Consider the following 16,384-nt stretch of genomic DNA (forward strand, 5'->3'; position numbering starts at 1 on the left):
CAACATATGGATCTGGCCGACACGCCAAAGAGAACAAGAGCAGGAAACGAGATGAGCTTTCTCAAACGTATCGGCATCGACACCTATATGCTGCTGCTGATCACCACCGTCTGTCTGGGCCTGCTGTTGCCCGCGCAGGGCGTGGCGGCGCAGGGATTGAAGCAGGTGACCTTCTGGGCTGTGGCGCTGCTGTTCTTTCTCTACGGGGCAAAGCTTGACCCCGGAGCGGTGCGCGCAGGCTTGCTGAACTGGCGGCTGCAGGGGCTGACCTTTGGCGCAACCTACGTGATGTTCCCGCTGGTTGGACTGGCGCTGGCAACGATTTTTGCACCGCTGCTGGGCCCGACAATCACCCTGGGGTTGCTGTTCCTGGCGGTTCTGCCCTCGACGGTGCAGTCCTCGATTGCCTTTACCTCCATTGCGGGTGGCAATGTGCCAGCGGCGATCTGCGCTGCCTCGTTGTCCAATATTGTCGGGGTGCTGCTGACCCCGGCGCTGGTGGCACTGCTGCTGCATCAGGGCGACGGAGGGGTCAGTTTTGACGCGGTGATCAAGATCGGCACCCAAATTCTGCTGCCCTTTGTGGTTGGCCAACTGCTGCGTCCCTGGGTTGGCGGTTTTGTGCAAAAGCACAGGCTGCTGACCATGATCGTCGATCGCGGTTCGATCCTGCTGATTGTCTATTCGGCGTTCAGCGCCGGGACGACTTCGGGGCTGTGGCTACAGATCCCGGCGATGAGCCTGACCCTGCTGGTGCTGGTGGTACTGGTTTTCCTGGCGATTGTCATGGGTTTGATGGTCGGCGCAGGCAGGCTCTTTGGGTTGGATGACCCGGATGAGGCGGTCCTGTTTTACTGCGGCTCGACCAAGAGCCTTGCCTCGGGCTTGCCGATTGCCGCCGCGTTGTTTGCCGCTGACCAGGTGGGGGCGATTGTGCTGCCGCTGATGATCTACCACATGAGCCAGCTGTTGGTCTGCGCCTTTGTTTCGCAGAGGGCGGTGGCGGTGCAGGCAAGTTGAACCAGACGGCGATATTGTCTGGCCCGTTGCTGTCGTGATGTGTGGATCTTGCGGCGGGGGGCTCCCGCCCAAAATACAATGGATCAAAGATCCCTGGATTTTCGTTGGGCCCAGCGCCGCTACTGCGGCGCTGTCTTTGGTGTCGTGGGTCACGAAATATCGCGGCGCCGGGCGATGGCTGCGGGCACGGAAAAAGATCTGCTGAGAAGGCCATCAGGGGCAGGTCTGCCCTGATGCGCCTGTTTCAAGTTTTCGAACGGGGGCGCGTCAAGGGTAAACCGCGCCCTGCGCGGCCGCATCTGCGGCCCTTGACCCGGCAGCGGACCTTAGCGTTTTCCGCGCAGCCGCCCCACGACCCCGGCCGGGAAGAAATAGACGCTCAGGATAAACAGCACCCCAAGCCAGAGCAGCCAGCGATCAGCGCTGAGCAATTCTGGCAGCAGGGGCAGGTCCGCCACCAGTTCCGAGGCAGCGCCCATCAGGTTTTGCAGGTAGTTCTGCGCCAGCACAAAGAGCGTGGCCCCGATCATCGCCCCATAGAGCGTGCCCATTCCACCAATCACCACCATCAAGAGGATGTCGATCATCAGCTCCATCGACAGGACGGTATCGGGGCCGACGTAGCGCAGCCAGACCGCATAGAGCGACCCGGCCAGGGCCGCGACAGAGGCCGAGAGGCAGGTGGCGGCCACCCGGTAGTAGACCACCCGATAGCCAATGGATTCAGCGCGGAAATCGTTTTCGCGGATCGCTTGCAGCACACGTCCAAAGGGAGAGTTCACCACCCGCAGCAGGGTTAAAAACAACACGAGCGCGCCGATAAAGACAAAGTAATAGGCCAAGAGCTTGCCGTTCAGCTTGACGCCAAACAGCACACCATCAAACGTTTCCTTGCCAAATTTGAAGGCAGGGCCCAGTTCGCGCGGTGTCTTGAAGGTCAGCCCGTCTTCGCCGCCGGTGAGGCCGGAGAGTTGGCTGACCAGCACTGCCACGGCCGAGGCCACGGCCAGGGTGATCATGGCAAAAAAGATCGCCCGCACCCGGAGCGAGAACAGCCCAATCAGCAGGGCCAGAGCTGCGGCAAACCCGGCGCCGGCCAGGGCGCCAATGGCAATGGCATCAAAGCCGCGCCCCATATGGGCCGAGGTGAGCGCCACGCCGTAGGCGCCAATGCCAAAGAACATGGTATGGGCAAAACTGACGATGCCGCCATAGCCTAAAAGCAGGTCATAGCTGGCCACCAGCACGATAAAGATGCAGATCCGCGCGGCAGTATCGACGGTGCGCACACCAGGAAACAGAAAAGGTGCCAGGGCGAGGCAGATCAGAATGCAGCCAAGGATCAAGGCCAGCGGCAGGGAACGCGGCATGTCGCCAGAGAGAAGAGAGCGGATCATTTTGCTTTTACCACCGGAATCATACCCATAGGGCGCCACATCAGGATGGCGACCATCAGGGCAATATTGGAAATCAGCGCCGCCTTGGGTTCAATAAAGGCGATGTAGTTTTGCAGCAGCCCCACCAGAAGGGCACCAATGAAGCAGCCCTCAACCGAGCCGAGCCCACCAATGATCACCACGATGAAGATCAGGATCATGGCGTGGTTGCCCATATGAGCGGTGATGACCTCTTGGTAGAGCGCCCACATGACGCCACCGAGGCCCGCGAGGGCAGAGCCGGCGATGAAGACGCCGACAAAGACCAGCTTGAGCCGATAGCCGAGCGCCTCGACCATTTCACCGTTTTCAACACCGGCGCGCACGATCAGGCCAATTTTGGTGCGGCGCAGCACCCAGCGCATGGCGGCAAAGACTGCAAGGCCAACCACAACGGCCACCAGGCGGTATTTCTCGATTGCGGCCCCGGCAAAGGTCACGGCGCCTTTCAGGGCTTCGGGGCGGTTGAAGTAGATCTCTTCCGGCCCCCAGAGCACGATGATCAGCTGTTCCACCACGATCAGCCCGCCCATGGTGACCAGGATCTGTTTCAGATGATGGCCGTAGACAGGCGCGACAATGACCTTTTCAAAGGCCCAGCCCATGGCGCCAGTGGCCAGGATGGCACCGATGACAGCCAGCAGCACGGCGCCGAGGTTGAGCAGGAGCGAGGGCGCAGCGGTCATTTGCCCCAGCGCCATCAGTACGGTGATGCCGACAAAGGCGCCGACCGAGACAAAGGCCCCATGGCCAAAATTGATCACATCCATCAGACCAAAGACCAATGTCAGACCCGAGGCCATGATGAAAATCATCATGCCCATCGCCAGGCCTGAAACGGTCAGGGTCAGCCAGCTTGCGGGGTTCATGATCGCCAAGAAGCCCGCCAGAGCGAGCAGCGGCACCAAGAGCACGGGCATATAGGGGCCGACCCGGTCGGCCAGGGTGGCCTGGGCCATTGTTGGTGCATGTTCAGGTGCGGCGCTCATGTCTGGGCCTCCGGTGGTCTACGGGTGTCTGCTTCTTGGTGGAGCCAAAGGGCAAGGCGTGGCAGGGCGCGGGGGGCAGTCATCAATGCGCCTCCATGCTGAGGCCCATGAGCCGTTCCTGCAGGGCGGCGTCGCGGCCAAGCTCGGCCATCTCGCCGGACCAGATCATGCGGCCATCATCCATCACATTGGCGCTGTCCCCCAGGGCCTTGGCGACGGCAAAGTTTTGCTCGACCAAGAGCACCGATGATCCCTGCTGCTTGAGATCTTTCAAGGCCTTGGCCATGGTAGAGATGATCGCCGGTGCCAGGCCCTTGGTGGGTTCATCAATCAGGTATAGCTTGCGTTCCTCTACCATGGCGCGGGCAATGGACAGCATCTGTTTCTGCCCGCCCGACAGGGTGCCGGCATCGGATTTCCAAAAGGTTTTCAGCGGCGGGAAAGCGGTGAAGATCCAGTCCAGCCGGGCGGAATTGATCGGCCCGCTGACGGCGGCCAGCTGCATGTTTTCTTCAACCGTGAGATCGGCAAAGATGCCCATGTCCTCGGGGACAAAACCAAGGCCAAGCCGGGCAATGGCCGGGGTGGGCAGTTTGGTGATATCTTCCCCGTCAAACAGGATGCATCCCTGATGGGCGCGCCAGTGGCCAATGATGCTGCGCAGCGTGGTGGTCTTGCCCACCCCATTGCGGCCCAGCAGCATGGTGACAGCGCCGCGCGGCACCTCCAGATCGACTCCCTGCAGAATGTGATACTGGGCGATATTGGTGTAGACGCCATCCAGCGTCAGGATGGCATCAGACATCTGCGAGAATTCCTTCGAGACCGCGACCCATATAGGCCTCTTGAACCACATCCGAGGCCATGACCTCGGCCGGGGCGCCATCGGCGGCCAGCGCGCCATTGTGCAACACTATGATGCGGTCCGCGAGGCTGCGGATCACATCCATCTTATGTTCGACCAGCAGGATACTGCGGTCTTTTTGCTCTTTCAGCTCGGCGATGAGATCAAGCACCACCGGGGCTTCATCGACGCTCATGCCAGCGGTGGGTTCGTCAAACATATAGACATCCGGGTCCTGGGCGATCAGCAGGGCGACCTCCAGCTTGCGCTGGTTGCCATGGGACAATTCCGAGACCACCTGGTCGCGTTGATCCAGCAGGCGCACACGGGCCAGGATGTCCTCGGCCTGATCCGTCAGATCCTGATGGCGCGACACCATGGACCACAGGTTGAACCCCCGGCCCAGCTTGGCCTGTACCACCAGCCGCAGGTTTTCCAGCACCGATAGGCCGGGGAACAGATTGGTCAGCTGAAAGGCGCGGCCAATGCCGGCCTTGGTGCGGGCAGACACGGAGGCGCGGGTAATGTCGCGACCTCGCAGGTTCACCCGCCCGGCCGAGGCCGGAATCTGGCCGGAAATCAGGTTGAAATAGGTGGTTTTGCCGGCACCGTTGGGGCCGACAATTGCGGTCAGCTCTCCGGCGTGAAAGGCGCAGCTTACGGCGTCTACCGCGACATGTCCGCCAAAACGGACAGTCAGGTCTGTGGTTTTCAGGATAGGGTCTGTCATTGAGATCTCGAAGTGGCTCTGGCCGCATCCCGTCACCTGGGTGACAGCCGGTCCGTCAGAGAAAAGGGGCGGGTATGGCAGGCACTGCACTGGCAGGGGCCAGTTCGGCTTGCCTGAAACCATGGCCCAAAGCGCAAAGCTCTGGGCCATGGTCGGTAAAGCGATGTCGCCCTATTGGTTGCGGATCGGAATTGGCATCTCGTCGATGGCCAGCTCGCGGACCAGTTCGGGGACGGCCCATTCAACACCGTCCTGCACGGTCAGCTTGAAGTGGTACATGGTCTGCAGCGCCTGATGGTCTTCGGGACGAAAGCGCATGATGCCCTTGGGGGTTTCCCACTCCATACCTTCCATCGCGCTGATCAGCGCCTCTGTATCGGTGGAACCAGCCTGGCGAATGGCCTCAACTGCGGCCAGCCCCGCGGTCATGCCCCCGGCGGTGAAGAAATCAGGCGGGCCGTCGAAACGTTCAAAGTGGGTTTTCACCAGCCAGTCGTTCACCTCGTTGTCGGGCAGCTCATAGTAGTAATAGGTGCCGCCCTCCATGCCTTCATAGTCTTTAAAGCCCTTGAGTGCGGCGAGGATATTGCCCACCCCGGCAAATTCGATGCCAAAGCGGCCCGGATCCATGGCATTGATCTTGCCCAGCGGGTTGCCACCGCCGGCCCAGATCACGAACAGCTTCTTGTCGCCGTCCAGATCCTTCATCGCGTTGAAGATCCGTTCGCCGGCTGCGGTGAAGTCTGTGGTATCGGTGGGGGCGTATTCTTCGTGCACCAGCTCGATCCCCTGCGCTGCCAGGGCTTCGCGGAAGGCGGCGATACCGTCGCGGCCAAAGGCATAGTCCTGCGCCAGGGTGGCAATCTTGACGTTGTCACCCGCCAGGGCAATGGCGCTGGAAACAGCATCTTGTGATGAATTGCGCGAGGTGCGGAAGATATAGCGGTTCCAGTTTTCACCGGTGATACTGTCGGCCACGGCGGGTTCGACAATCAGGATCTTTTCGTATTCTTCGGCCACCGGCAGCATGGCCAGCGCCACGCCGGAACTGACCGGACCAATGGCCAGATCGACTTCATCGTCGCCGTAGGCTTCTTCCAGCAGGGCTTTGCCGTTTTCTGGTTTTAGCTGGGTGTCTTTTTCGATCACGACGATCTTTTCGCCGTTGATTTCCATGGTGCCGCCGGTGGCATATTCCAGCCCCAGCATCAGGCCATCGTGGCTTTGTTTGGCGTAGGCTTCAAACGGGCCTGTCTTGCCGTAGATATGGGCAATCTTGATATCTGCAGCGGCGGCCGAAGCCAGTGCCAGTGCAGAGACCATTCCTGCAAGCAAAGTGCGTGTCATGTCGTTCCTCCCTGAGGGCGCGCCTATGTGTAGGGCTGGCGCAGTCTCGCTCCTGTGCCTTCAGGCTAACGGCGGCCTCGCATTTTGGTCAATTGCAGGGAAATACGTATGTCGTGTCTCTCCCCCGTCTCCAAGGCTTACTTTGCCTCCTTCCAGGTCGCAAGGCGACAGAGAGAGGTTCGCGGTGGGGAAGAGACGGTGATTGTCGGCTAGAGCCGGGCAGCGATCTCGCAGATTACGGTATGGGCCATCATCACATCTGCTTCGGTGGTTTCAAACTGGCCAGCCTGAAAGCGGATCACCAGATCACCATCGACCCGTGTCTGGGTCAGGTAGATGCGCCCGTCATCATTGATGGCATTGACCAGCGCCAGGTTCAGCGCATCCAGATCCGTGGCCCCCTGGGGCGCGTAACGAAAGGTCCAGAGCGACCACATCGGCGGGGTGATGATTTCGAAATCAGGCTCTAATGCCAGGGTATCGTGCAGTTTGGTGGACCAGTTGATGTGATTGCGCAGGCGGTCACGCAGGCCTTCCAGGCCATAGCTGCGGATCAGGAACCAGATCTTCAGCGCCCGGAAGCGCCGCCCCAGTGGCACCGACCATTCCGAATAGTTGATGATGCCATCCTTGCCGTGGGTTTTCAGATATTCGGGGCTGATTGCCAGGGTCTGCACCAGATCATCGGGGTTTTTCAGGAAATGCGCTGAACAATCAAACTGTACCCCCAGCCATTTATGCGGGTTGAAGACGATGCTGTCGGCGCGTTCCACCCCTGGCCAGTAGTGGCGATATTCAGGACAGATCATCGCTGATCCGGCCCAGGCAGCGTCGATATGACTGTAGAGCCCATAGTCTTCGGCGATTTGCAGGCAGTCATCAATCGGGTCAGTGGCGCCGGTTCCGGTACCGCCAACGCATAGGATCAACCCGGCCGGTTGCAGCCCGGCGGCGATATCGGCCTCAATTGCCGCGCGCAGGGCGGCAGGGTCCATGCCGCGCCATGTGCCCTTGATCGGCACCCGAACCAGATTTTGCTGGCCAATACCGGCTACCCAGATGGCGCGATCCACCGAGGTATGCACCTCGGAAGAGCAATAGATGCGCAGCGGTTTCTGCGCGAACAATCCCTGCTGGTTGCCCTGCCAGTTCAGCGCCTTTTCCCGCATAGTCAACACGGCGGCCAGTGTCGCCGAAGAGGCGCTGTCCTGAATGACGCCCTGAAATTCGCCGGGCAGGTCCAGCGATTGGCGCAGCCAGTCCATCATCCGCGTTTCCAATTCGGTCGCCGCCGGAGAGGTCTGCCACAGCATGCACTGCGGCGCGATGGCCGCAGTCAGGAATTCTGCCAGCACCGAGGGCGCGGCGGCATTGGAGGTGAAATAGGCAAAGAAGCGCGGGTGCTGCCAATGGGTGATCCCCGGCATCACGATCTCTTCAAAATCGGCAAAGATGGCCTCCATGTCTTCGCCGCTCTCGGGTGGAAAGAGGGGCAGAGAGTCCAGCACATCGCCGGGTTCGGTGCGGGCGCGTACCGGCTTGTCGCCAACGGTCAGGTGATAGTCCTGTGCCCAATCGGCGATGCGGCGGCCCCAGCCTGCGAAATCATCCCATTTCATACTTACTCTCCCCTATGTCTGTGCTCTTGGCACAGACAGCGCCTGACCTTTCCCACGGGAAGGCGCTTCATGCCTCCCCAAGGTCATGCACTGTCTTATGTTCGAACTACGGTGCAATAATCGGTTGCGCCTTAAGCGCGCTTTCCTTGGTGCTGGCCCCCTCAAAGCTTGATCCTTCCTCAAACCAGCTGCGTGGTGCTGCCGCCCCCCAGAGGGTTTGGCGCTGTGGGTCTGTCAGCGACCATTTGATTGCTTCCAGATCGGGGTCAACGGTCTGGTAATCCGAACAGTAGATCTCGATCCGGTGATCATCCGGGTCACGCACATACAGGAAGAAGGCATTGGAAATGCCATGCCGTCCGGGGCCGCGTTCGATGTTGGCCACATACCCCGTGGTCGACATCAGATCGAGCAGGTCAATGATGTTCAGCGGCGTTGGCACCCAAAAGGCGGTGTGGTGCAGACGCGGTCCGGTGCCATTTGTAAACGCCACATCATGCACGCCCCCTTTGCGGTGCATCCAGGCCGCCCAGACCTTGCCGCTTTCGTCATCTTCTGTGTATTCGGTGACCCTGAAACCGATCTCGTTGTAGAAGGCGACACTGGAATCCACATCTGCCGAGAACATGTTGAAGTGATCGATGCGCAGCGGTTTCACCCCATTGTAGAGCCTGTATTGTTGATGAATTGGCGCCAGCCGATCCATCTTGACGTAGAACTCCAGTGGCACGCCCCAGGGGTCGCGGGTGCGCAGGGTGCGGCCCATATGGGGGCGTTCGACCCGGTCCACCGGCAGGCCCTTGGCGGCAAAGAATTCGGCTGCCTTGTCCAGATCCGGCTCGTCATAGAGCTTGAAGCCCAGCACACCGACTTCTGCCTCTGCAGCCTGCACCAGCACGATACAGTGGTGGCCACGCTCTTCCATGGCGCGCAGGTAGATGCGTGTGTCGTCTTCGCCGGTGACCTGCAGGCCCAGAATTTCGACATAGAATTTGCGCGACGCGGCCAGGTCGGTGACCCGGTATTCCACATGAGACAGGCGCACAATATTGAAGGGCGGGTAGAGAACGGGGGCGGGAACGGGCATTATGGGCTCCTTGGTTCAGGGCGGCAGCGCGCGGCGGCAAGGGCCAGATCAACAGTTGTCTTGCGCCTTATTGTTAACATGTGTAGTTTATTCGGGTCCCAATGTCAATTCTTTGAAAGGCTGCACTGGCAATTGCATTCCAGTCAGGTTTGAGGCGATAAATGAGCATGAAAAACAAACTGCCCTCTACCTCTCGTTCTTTGCCCATTGCGCTGCTTCGTGCCCGCGAACGGGTCATGGGACCCATCCGCCACCTGCTGAGCGATGTCGATCTGACGGAACAGCAATGGCGGGTCCTGCGTGTGGTGCAGGAAAGCGGCAAAGTTGATCCCACCGAAATCGCCGAGCAGGCCTGCCTGCTTCTGCCCAGCCTGACGCGGATTCTGCAGAAGCTGGAACAGAAGGGGCTGATCAGTCGCGAGCAGGACATGGTGGACCGCCGTCGTCAGGTGATCCGCATCACGGCAGCGGGCGAAAAGATCATCGACGCCAATATCGCTGCCAGCATCGCCATTGTGGACCGTACCCGGCAAAAGATGGGCGAAGACCGCTATGAGGCGCTGCTGGATCTGTTGAACCAACTGGACGAGATCGAGCTGTAGTTCGGCTTCGGTATTAGCCGGGACGGCGCAGGAACAGTTGTACATCTGCCACATTGGTGCCAGTCGCGCCGGTGATCAATAACGCCTCTGCGGCTTTCAGCGCGGCGTAGCTGTCATTGTTTGCCAAAAGCGCGGCACCATCTTCGCCCGCCTTGGCAATGGTTGCCCAGGTCTGCGGTGTGACAATTCCGCCTGCCGCATCGGTGGGGCCGTCGCGCCCATCAGTGCCGCCCGACAGGAACAGCCAGTCGCCGCTTAGCTCGGTCGCGCCGCGCTGCGCCAGACGCAGGGCCAGTTCCTGATTGCGCCCGCCCCGCCCAGTGCCCTGCAGGCGCACGGTGGTTTCGCCGCCAAAGATCAGCGCCACGGGGGCATCGGTGGGGGCGGACTTGGCGGCCTGCAGGATCTCTTCGGCAGCCTCGGCCACGTCTCCGACAAGATGGTCGCTGACCAGCTCTGCTTGCCAGCCGCGCGCCGTGGCCAGATCCATCATCGCAGCCAGGCTGTGACGGTTTGATCCGATCAACTGGTTCTGCGCCTCTGGCAGCGGCTGGCTTGCTGGGGCGAGGGGCTGTTCCAGGTGGGAGCGCACCGCGGCGGGCAGATCTTGCCAGACCCCGGCCTGTTGCAGCAAGGCGCGGGCCGCTGCTGGTGTTCCCAGGGCAGAGACGGTTGGCCCCGACGCAATGGCGCGCAGATCGTCGCCAATCACATCCGACAGGATATAGGCCTGTACCGGTGCCGGTGCGGCATGGCGCAACAGGCCACCGCCCTTGAGCTGCGATAGCTGCTGGCGCACCAGGTTCATCTCGTTGATCTCCAGCCCCGAGGACAGCAGCGCGGTGCTGACGGCGGCCTTGTCGGCCAGGGTCAGCCCCGGCGCAGGCGCCACCATGAGAGCAGAGCCACCGCCGGATACCAGAACAAAGACACGATCCTTGGCTGTGGTGCGGGACAGGAAATCCAGCACGGCGGCCCCGGCTTCTGCGCTGGTGTGGTCGGGCACCGGATGTGCCCCGGCCAGCACCCTGGCGCCGGGGACGGCTTGCAGATTTTCTGGGTTCGTCACCACCAGCGCCTGGCGCGGTTCAGGGCAATGCGCCAGCATTTCCTGCATCATCGGCACTGCTGCCTTGCCCAGAGCCAGAATATAGCTTTGGCCGCCGGTTTCCAGCGGAGGCAGCGGGGCGGCCTGCAGGACCTGACGCAGGGCAGCACCGGGATCGGCACGGGCAACAGCGGCGTCAAACAGCGCTCTGGCCTCTTGGTCGAGAGTGTTCATCTCAGGTCCGCCCCTGTTTCTGTTTGCCAGCCGAGGATCTCTTGCTGTGTTACCGCTAAAGCTGGGGCGGTTTTGCCTGACGTCAGGGGGGTGGGTCAAGGGTTGCCGCGAGCGGCATGGCGGCGGTCAGCCCTGCACCTTGGTCCGGCCGGGGCGCTGGCGCTGGCTTTGCTGCGGCCCTTGGGGGGTGATCGCATGCAGCGACAGGCTGTGGTCCATGTTTCGCATTCGGTGCCGCAGCATCTGGCGGCCTAGCCGTGCCAGATCGCCTTGGTGTTCGAGATGGCTGGCGACATTTTCCATTTCGCCTGCACCGTGATGATCAAACAGCAGCGGTGGCAGATCGGCGGCAAATTCAACCAAGGTAAAACGGGAATCGCGCAAAATGCTCAGGTTAGACTCTGATATTTCAGTGCCAAGCGTCTGTTGCCAGAGGCTCGCGCCTTCGGCGCTGCCAAAGTCCAGTTCGGAAAAGGAATAGGAACGCCAGTCGGCGGGCACCTCGCCACGCAGCAGCGGCAATAGGGAGGCACCATCCATGGAGTTGGGGATTTCTTGCCCGACCCAGTCCAGAATTGTGGGGGTCAGGTCAATGGATTCAGTGATTTCTTGCACCACCGTGCCGACGCGCTGGCCATTGCCGGGCATTCGAATGATCAGCGGCGTTTTATAGGCGGCGTCATAGACCGTCATCTTGCCCCAGCTGTGGCGGTCACCCAGCATCTCGCCATGATCCGCGCTAAGCACCACCAGGGTATTGTCTTCCTGGCCGCTGTCTTTCAGAAATTGCAGCACCCGGCCGATATGGGCGTCGACCTCGCTGGCCAGCCCCAGATACAGCGCCCGCAGGGTCTGTATCGTATCATCATTGGGCAGCAGATCCGGATGGCCCAGCACCATAGAGGCCGGGGTTGCCGCCTGAAGCGTCGCGGCAAAAAAGGGGTGTAGTGCTGCCTCTGTGGCCTGGCTGCCGTGCCGCTGGGGCAGGGGGAGCTGGGCGGGATCATACAGGGTGTTGTAGGGGGCCGGGGCCACCAGGGGCGGATGCGGGCGGATATAGGTGAGATGGGCAAACCAGCCCGGCTGCCCGTTTTCTTGTGGGTCAACCCTGGCATAGCCGGGCAGGGTGGCCAAAAACCGATTGGTCAAAAAGGCGGTATCGCTGTCTTCGGCGCGGTAGGGGGCGGGGTCGTTCAGCCTTGGCACCCCGCCATCCGGCGCCACCGGTCGGTGCAGATCCCAGTAGCTGTTGAATTTATAGCCCTTGTTTATCAAATCGGCCCGCCAAGGATAGGACATCTCCAGCCGCATCTCGAGCATCTCTTGGAAGCCCTCCATGTGCTGTTCATAGGTGCGGATGGCCGGGTCGTTGGGATGGTGGCGGCCTGGGTCGCGGCTGGTGTCGGTATAGCCAAACAGCATCGGGGTATAGCCCGCCTTGCGCATCTCGCCGGGCAGGGTGGGGATGTCATGGCGCAGCGGCGTGCCATTGCGCACCGACCGGTGGTTCATGGCATATTGCCCGGTCAGAATAGAGGCGCGCGACGGGCCGCAGGGGTTCACCACCGTGTAGTTCTGGGCAAAGCTCACCGCCTCGCCCATCAATGCGCGCAGGTTTGGCAGCGCCACATGGTCGGCCAGCGCCCCTATCAGGCAATCGGCGCGCATTTGGTCGATCAGGATGAACAGCACATTCTTGGGCTGGGGCGCGGCATGGCTCATACGGGGATCCTTTGGGTGCGGTGGGGCAGCGGATTGCGCCGCCAGCTAAGCGCCTTGGCGGTGATTTGAAAAGCAGTTTTGCCACAAGATTGCTGGTTTTTGACCGTTTTATTTGGTTTTTGTGGGTTTCGACTTGTGATTGAGGCCTTTCGCTGCCAGTTTGACAGATGTTTTGCCCGACTGTGGAGTCTGATCCAATGCTACCCTCTGCCACGCCATCCCACCGAGAGGTCGCGCTGCTGGATGCATTGCGCCGTCTTGGGGGATCGGGACGCAGCGCCGAGCTGGCCACCATGCTGGATGTCTCGGAAGAGACCGTGCGCCGCACCATCAAGGCCCTGGCCAAGGTGGGATCCGTCGAGCGGGTGCATGGCGGAGCCCATCTGGTGGGACCGGGCAGTAATGGTCAGCGGAGCGCCAGCTTTTTCCGCCGCATGGGGGAAAACCCGCAAGAAAAGCAAGAGATTGCCCAGGTGGTCTTGCCGCGCATTCACGATGGTATGACGGTGTTTCTGGACGTGGGCTCCACCACCTCGTTTGTTGCCGAGGCCCTGCGGCTGCGGCGAAACCTGACAGTGGTGACCAATTCCATTGGCGTGGCGCAGCTCCTGGCCAATCACAATGGCAACCGGCTGCACCTGCTGGGCGGCGAGATGCGCAGCGATGATCGTGGTACCTTTGGCCCGGTGGCAGAGCAGCAACTTGCCCGCTTTGCGCTGGATGTGGCGGTGCTCTCGGCGGATGCGCTGTCGGCCAAACACGGGTTGCTGTTCCACAACGCCGCCGAGGCGCAGCTAACCATGACCATCACCGCCGCCGCCGAGCAGGTCTTTGTGGTGACAACCCATGCCAAATTTTCTGAACAGGCCCCCCACCGTGGCCCGCTGCCGCAGCAGCTGGATCTGCTGGTGAGCGACCGTGAACCGGGTAAGAAACTGGCGCGGGCGCTGGTGGACTGGGGTACCGAATTTGCGCTGGCACAGCCAGCCCCCGAAGGAGACTAGACGTGGCGATTTTGACCTTTTTGATCAGCCTGGCGGGCGCCACCATGTTTTTGCTCTTTGCGGTGCGCATGGTGCGTACCGGCATTGAACGCAGCTATGGCGCGTCTTTTCAGCGTCTTTTGACCGGCACCGGTAATCAGGTGCAGGCAGGCGGAGTAGGCATTGGCCTGGCGCTGGTGCTGCAAAGCTCGGCTGCGGTGGCGCTATTGACCACCGGCTTTGCCTCTGGCGGCTATCTGGCCTTTCCCACCGGACTGGCGATTGTGCTGGGGGGCGATCTTGGCTCGGCGCTGATCATTCAGATCTTGTCGTTCAAGCTGGACTGGCTGGTGCCGGTGCTCTTGGCTGTGGGCGGCTATCTTTTTGTCAAAACCGAAGGCAAGAAAACCCGGCAGGCCGGGCGTATTCTGATGGGGATTGCCTTTATCCTGATTTCGCTGCGCTTCCTGCGCGAGGCGATGGATCCGATCCGCGACAGTGCCTTTTTGCCTGCGGTGGCAGGCTATCTGGCGCGGGACTATATCACCGCCTTTCTGGTGGGCGCGGGGCTTGCCTTTGTGATGCATTCCTCTGTGGCGGCCATCCTGATGTGCGTGACCCTGGTGCAGATCGGTGCCATTCCCTTTGCGGCGGGGCTGTCGCTGGTGCTGGGGGCCAATTTTGGCTCGGCCTTTATTCCGGTCTGGCTAAGCCGCGGATTAAGCCAGAGTGCACGGCGCATTCCCTATGCCAATCTGGGGCTGCGCGGCAGCTGGGCGGTGGCCTGCCTGATCGCGGTGAATTCCGCGCTGGGGGCTGGGCTGCTTGAGTGGCCGCAAACCGGGCAGATGCTGGTCTATGTGCATCTGTTGTTCAATGGCTCTTTGTTGATATTGGCGCTGCCGATCTGTCGCCATATCGAACCCTTGATGGTGCGGCTGATGCCAGAACCGCCACCGCCGGACCCCGGCCTGGATGGGCGCCCTGTCAGCGCACTAGAGCCGGGTGTCTATGGCCCACCTGCCCAGGTTCTGGCCAATCTGAAGCGCGAATTGCTGCGGATGTGCGATCTGGTCGAGACCATGTTCCGCCCTCTGGCTGAGCTGTACAAGACCGGCGAGGTCGATCAAATCAAGGCGTTGCAGGCGATGGATGCAGAGGTCAACGCTTGCCTATCGGGTATTCGCTCTTATGTGGCGGATATTCCGGCTGACAGCTTTGACAAGGAAGAGATGAAGCAGGCGCGCGAGATGGTGGAATATGCCATCCGCCTGGAAACTGCCGGCGATGTGGCCTCGCAGCGTCTGGCAGTGCTGGCCGGGCGGCTGCACAAAAAGAACCTGCGGTTCTCGGCCGATGGCTGGGGGGAAATCCTGCGTATGCACGAGGCGATCATGGCCAATCTGCGTCTGGCGTCGAATGTGCTGATCTCGGATGATCTGGAAAGCGCGCGCCTGCTGAACCTGGAAAAGACAGAACTGAAGCGGATGGAACGCGACAGCCGTAAGCGCCACCTGAAACGGTTGCAACGCGGCGAGCGCTATAGTTTCGACACCTCGGATATCCACTTGGAAACCCTGCGCGCCCTGCGTGAATTCAACAGCCATGTTGCAGCGGTATCCTACCCGGTCTTGTACAAGAACGGCCAGCTTCTTGAAACGCGCCTGATCAAAGAGATGGAGGATTCAGAGGTTGGGACATGACGCTAAATCAGGCTCTGATACAGGTATTTAGAGCCTGATTATCCTATTCCACCACCATTTCTTTGATCTGTTTGAGCCACCGCGAAAGGTGCTTTGCCGATGACGCCCTTTGTTGTCTTTATCATCCTTTCGGCGGCGCTGTTGCATGCGGTTTGGAATGCGATTGTCAAAACCGCTGCTGATCGCACAACGACCTTGGGGCTGGTCGCCCTGGGTCATGTGATACCTGGTCTCATCATGGTGATGATCCTACCGCTGCCAGAGCTGGAAAGCCTGGGCTATGTGGCGCTGTCGACGCTGATCCACTTTGGCTATTTCTATATGCTGGGACAGGCTTACAACCATGGCGACCTTAGCGTTGTCTACCCGATCGCCCGCGGTATCGTTCCGGCGCTGGTGGCGCTTTGGGCAATGTTCTTTGCCGATGAGTTCCTGCCGCTGCAGGCCTGGGGCGGCATCATGCTGATCGCGCTGGGTATCCTGCTGAGCAGTTGGAAGACGCTCAAATCCGGGGTTGGGGGCGTGGCACTGCTTTATGCGCTGGGCACCGGGCTTTGTATTTCTTTCTATTCTACCGTGGATGGGCTGGGGGTGCGCCTGTCGGGAAATACGCTGAGCTACTGGGCCTGGGGGGCCGTGGCGCATATATTTGTGACTGTCGTGATCGGGTTGCGCCGCCGCCGGGTGCTGCGGCTGATCCCGCTGCGCAGCTGGGTGATTGGCATCACCGGGGGCTTTGTGTCGATGACGGCCTACGGGCTTGTGCTCTTTGCCAAGAATTTCGCCCCGCTTGGTGCGGTCTCGGCGCTGCGCGAAACCTCGGTGATCTTTGCCGCGCTGATCGGGTTTCTGGTGCTGAAAGAGGGCAACTGGATGCGCCGCCTGGGCGCCGCCATGGTAATGGTCCTGGGGGTTGCACTGATCGGCCTGTCGGTTTGATCCCCCCTTAGAATAGCCGCGCGATACCTCTGGTGGCAAACTGGCGACAGGCTGTAGCTGCGCCGGTGATCTGCCTGCCCA

The 16,384-nt window shown here is 60.8% G+C and carries 14 protein-coding genes; 5 read left to right on the forward strand and 9 right to left on the reverse strand.

Going from position 1 to position 16,384, the window contains the following annotated elements; translation table 11 throughout:
- Nucleotides 1-51: 51 nt before the first annotated feature.
- Nucleotides 52-1,020, forward strand: a complete 969-nt coding sequence (locus ACN0VH_RS17530; RefSeq protein ID WP_417701588.1) for a bile acid:sodium symporter family protein — start codon at nucleotides 52-54, stop codon at nucleotides 1,018-1,020.
- Between the two features lie 326 nt (nucleotides 1,021-1,346).
- Here ACN0VH_RS17530 and ACN0VH_RS17535 read toward each other — a convergent pair whose 3' ends face one another.
- From ACN0VH_RS17535 to hpaD, 7 genes are all read right to left on the reverse strand, one after another.
- Nucleotides 1,347-2,417 (reverse strand): branched-chain amino acid ABC transporter permease, encoded by a 1,071-nt coding sequence (locus ACN0VH_RS17535; protein ID WP_417701589.1) that lies wholly within the window; start codon nucleotides 2,415-2,417, stop codon nucleotides 1,347-1,349.
- The gene (locus ACN0VH_RS17540; protein WP_278924029.1) at nucleotides 2,414-3,445 is read right to left on the reverse strand and encodes a branched-chain amino acid ABC transporter permease; all 1,032 of its coding nucleotides are present in this window, start codon (nucleotides 3,443-3,445) and stop codon (nucleotides 2,414-2,416) included. The genes ACN0VH_RS17535 and ACN0VH_RS17540 overlap by 4 nt, the downstream gene beginning before the upstream one ends.
- 82 nt (nucleotides 3,446-3,527) lie before the next feature.
- Nucleotides 3,528-4,250, reverse strand: a complete 723-nt coding sequence (locus ACN0VH_RS17545) for an ABC transporter ATP-binding protein (protein WP_278924030.1) — start codon at nucleotides 4,248-4,250, stop codon at nucleotides 3,528-3,530.
- Nucleotides 4,243-5,019, reverse strand: a complete 777-nt coding sequence (locus ACN0VH_RS17550; RefSeq protein WP_278924031.1) for an ABC transporter ATP-binding protein — start codon at nucleotides 5,017-5,019, stop codon at nucleotides 4,243-4,245. Before ACN0VH_RS17550 ends, ACN0VH_RS17545 begins: the two co-directional genes overlap by 8 nt.
- 171 nt (nucleotides 5,020-5,190) lie before the next feature.
- Nucleotides 5,191-6,366: a substrate-binding domain-containing protein gene (locus ACN0VH_RS17555; protein WP_278924032.1), complete on the reverse strand. Its 1,176-nt coding sequence runs from the start codon at nucleotides 6,364-6,366 to the stop codon at nucleotides 5,191-5,193.
- 209 nt (nucleotides 6,367-6,575) lie between these two features.
- Nucleotides 6,576-7,985, reverse strand: coding sequence for a pyridoxal phosphate-dependent decarboxylase family protein (locus ACN0VH_RS17560; protein WP_417701593.1), 1,410 nt, complete (start codon nucleotides 7,983-7,985; stop codon nucleotides 6,576-6,578).
- 106 nt (nucleotides 7,986-8,091) lie between these two features.
- Nucleotides 8,092-9,072 (reverse strand): 3,4-dihydroxyphenylacetate 2,3-dioxygenase, encoded by a 981-nt coding sequence (hpaD, locus tag ACN0VH_RS17565; RefSeq protein WP_417701595.1) that lies wholly within the window; start codon nucleotides 9,070-9,072, stop codon nucleotides 8,092-8,094.
- Nucleotides 9,073-9,239: 167 nt separating this feature from the next.
- On the opposite strand from hpaD, the gene hpaR reads away from it, so the two are divergent.
- A complete protein-coding gene (gene hpaR / locus ACN0VH_RS17570) occupies nucleotides 9,240-9,674 on the forward strand; it encodes a homoprotocatechuate degradation operon regulator HpaR (protein WP_232405058.1) in 435 nt (144 codons plus the stop codon).
- A gap of 13 nt (nucleotides 9,675-9,687) precedes the next feature.
- Here hpaR and ACN0VH_RS17575 read toward each other — a convergent pair whose 3' ends face one another.
- Entirely contained in the window at nucleotides 9,688-10,956 is a 1,269-nt protein-coding gene (locus ACN0VH_RS17575; RefSeq protein ID WP_417701597.1) for a glycerate kinase type-2 family protein, read from the reverse strand.
- 126 nt (nucleotides 10,957-11,082) lie between these two features.
- Nucleotides 11,083-12,678: a sulfatase-like hydrolase/transferase gene (locus tag ACN0VH_RS17580; protein ID WP_417701599.1), complete on the reverse strand. Its 1,596-nt coding sequence runs from the start codon at nucleotides 12,676-12,678 to the stop codon at nucleotides 11,083-11,085.
- Between the two features lie 197 nt (nucleotides 12,679-12,875).
- Here ACN0VH_RS17580 and ACN0VH_RS17585 point away from each other — a divergent pair, with 197 nt between their 5' ends.
- The 3 genes from ACN0VH_RS17585 (at nucleotide 12,876) to ACN0VH_RS17595 (ending at nucleotide 16,303) form a co-directional block, all read left to right on the forward strand.
- Nucleotides 12,876-13,682, forward strand: coding sequence for a DeoR/GlpR family DNA-binding transcription regulator (locus ACN0VH_RS17585; protein WP_278924037.1), 807 nt, complete (start codon nucleotides 12,876-12,878; stop codon nucleotides 13,680-13,682).
- 2 nt (nucleotides 13,683-13,684) lie between these two features.
- Complete coding sequence (locus ACN0VH_RS17590; RefSeq protein ID WP_417701601.1) at nucleotides 13,685-15,364, forward strand: Na/Pi cotransporter family protein; 1,680 nt, start codon at nucleotides 13,685-13,687, stop codon at nucleotides 15,362-15,364.
- Between the two features lie 99 nt (nucleotides 15,365-15,463).
- On the forward strand, nucleotides 15,464-16,303 hold the full coding sequence (locus ACN0VH_RS17595) for an EamA family transporter (protein WP_278924039.1): 840 nt from the start codon (nucleotides 15,464-15,466) through the stop codon (nucleotides 16,301-16,303).
- Nucleotides 16,304-16,384 lie beyond the last annotated feature (81 nt).

Origin of the sequence: Pseudophaeobacter sp., assembly GCF_048267565.1 — a bacterium.
Taxonomy (GTDB): domain Bacteria; phylum Pseudomonadota; class Alphaproteobacteria; order Rhodobacterales; family Rhodobacteraceae; genus Pseudophaeobacter; species Pseudophaeobacter profundi.